The organism is Bradyrhizobium sp. P2_E8 (assembly GCF_056403875.1).
Map to the genome: position 1 here is coordinate 1 of NZ_JBFUES010001080.1, position 2353 is coordinate 2353.

Here is a 2353-nt window from a genome sequence, read left to right on the forward strand (position 1 = left end):
TGTCATGACCGAGAGTGCATTCATCCATCGCTTCGAGCCCGCGACCAGCGCGGGCTCGGCCCCGCTCCTGTTGCTCCACGGAACCGGCGGCGACGAGAACGACCTGCTTGGGCTCGGCAAGATGATCTCGCCCGGCTCGGCCCTGCTCTCGCCGCGCGGCCGCGTGCTCGAGCACGGCATGCCGCGCTTCTTCCGTCGCCTCGCTGAAGGGGTGTTCGACGAGGACGACGTGCGCCTGCGTGCGCGCGAGCTCGGCGACTTCGTCAGCGAGGCGCGGCAGCGCTACGGCATCGCCGCGCCGGTTGCGGTCGGCTTCTCCAACGGCGCCAACATCGCAGCCGCGCTGTTGCTGCTGAAACCGGACGTGCTGGCGGGCGCGATCCTGCTGCGCGCCATGGTGCCGCTATCGGATCCGCCCAAGGCGGAGCTCGGCGGCAAGCCGGTCCTGCTCCTGTCCGGGCAGGCCGATCCGATCGTGCCCGCGAGCAACTCGGCACGGCTCGCTGCGCTGCTGTCGCAGGCAGGTGCCGGCGTGACCCACAAGGTCCTGCCGGCGGGCCATCAATTGTCGCAAGCCGATGTCACGCTCGCCCGCGACTGGATCGCCAACGTCGCCGCGGAAGCGGCCTGATCCCAAAGCGCGCACCGCCCAACCGCGGTGCGCCGCTTCGAAACGGCGAGCGACCTTCCGCCGCATCTGCGCAATCGGGCACCACCCTGCCGGAAATTTCCGCTTGCCCGTTTCCGCGCCAGGCTTAGAATTTGGGACAAGGTTCCGGAATTTGGAACTGCCTTGGACCGAGCTTCATGAGCGCCCTCACCAACGCGATCGAGATCCTGCGCTGCTTTTCCAGCGCGCGGCCGGATCTGTCGTTCGCGGACGTGATGGCACTGACKGGCAAGCCGAAGAGCTCGACTTCGCGGCTGCTGCGGTCCTTGCGCGACTGCGGCCTGCTCGAGCAGGACCCGCACACCCGCCGCTACCGGCCGGGTCTGCTCACCTTCGAGCTCGGCCGGCTGCACCGCGCCCATGACGATCTCATCAGCATGGCCGAGCGCGAGCTGCGCGAGGTCTGCGCCCGCACCGGCCACACCGGCTATATCGCCGTGCTCGACGGCTACGAGCAGGTCGTGCTCAGGATCGTGCCGGGCTCGAATCCCCTGCGTGTCGTCAATCCGCCCGGCCAGCGCACGCCGGCGCTCGCCACCTCCAACGGCCGCGCCATGCTCGCCCGCCTCACCGACGAGGACATTCGCGCGCGCGTACCCGCGACCTATCCAAAGCTGCCGCGCAACTCGCCGCAGAACTTCAAGCAGTTGATGGCCCGCCTCGACGAGATCCGCCGCACCGGCGTGTCGGAAGCGGCCGATGAATCGATCGAGGGCGTCGGCTCGCAAGGCTTTGCGCTGAAGAGCGGCGAGACCGGCGAGATGATCGGAATCGCGGTGTCCTATTCGGTGCAGGCAACCACCGCCGGCGAGCGCGCTGATGTCCGCCGTGAGCTGGCGGCGATGGCCGCAAAACTGCGGCGCATGACCGGCGATCCGCTCGATCAGGATACAGCGCGCGTTCAGACGGGGACGCGATGAGCAGCGCCGCGACCACGCGTCCCAACGGCCTTGCGCTCTTCATTCTGCCGAGCGCGCTGCTGTTTGCCCTCTTCTTTTTCCTGCCGATCGGGCTGATGGCGCTGATGAGCGTGCTCACCGGCAATCCGGTGGTGGCGCCGAAGGTCGCCTTCACCACGCGTCACTACGCCCGCATGGTCGACGATCCCTTTTATCTCGAGGTGATCTGGACCACGATCCGGATCGGACTCGTGACCACGCTGGTCGCGCTCGCGATCGGCTATCCGCTGGCGCACTGGATGGCGCGCATCAAGAGCCGCACCGGGCACGCCCTGCTGCTGATGGCGGTGCTGGCGCCGATGCTGACCGGCATCGTGGTGCGCACCTTCGCCTGGATGACGCTGCTGTCCGACAAGGGCGTCGTCAATCAGACCCTGATGTCGCTCGGCGTCATCGGCCAGCCGCTCAAGCTGATGTACACGGAGACCGGCATCGTGGTCGGCCTCGTCCACATCTACGTGCCCTTCATGGTGCTGACGCTGACCGGCGTGATCGGCCGCATCGACGAGCGGCTGGAGCAGGCCGCGGAAAATCTCGGCGCAAGCCCCTTGCGCGCCTTCCTTGAGGTGACGCTACCCTTGAGTCTGCCCGGCATTCTCGCCGGCTCGCTGCTCGTCTTCGCGCTGGCGATCAGCGCCTATGTCACGCCGATCCTGCTCGGCGGCTTCCAGATCATGACGCTGCCGATCCTGATCTACCAGCAGATCTCCGCGAACTTCAACGT

Annotated in this window: 3 protein-coding genes; all 3 read left to right on the plus strand. The window is 67.5% G+C overall.

Translation table 11 applies throughout. The features are described 5' to 3' along the window. The first annotated feature begins 4 nt into the window (after positions 1–4). Positions 5–631 (plus strand): alpha/beta hydrolase, encoded by a 627-nt coding sequence (locus tag AC1D00_RS36880; RefSeq protein WP_477014057.1) that lies wholly within the window; start codon positions 5–7, stop codon positions 629–631. A 176-nt stretch (positions 632–807) separates the two neighbouring features. Continuing rightward, positions 808–1590 (plus strand): IclR family transcriptional regulator, encoded by a 783-nt coding sequence (locus AC1D00_RS36885; RefSeq protein ID WP_404554507.1) that lies wholly within the window; start codon positions 808–810, stop codon positions 1588–1590. Further along, a partial coding sequence (locus AC1D00_RS36890; protein WP_477014056.1) for an ABC transporter permease occupies positions 1587–2353 on the plus strand: 767 nt, incomplete at its 3' end. The genes AC1D00_RS36885 and AC1D00_RS36890, both read left to right, overlap by 4 nt.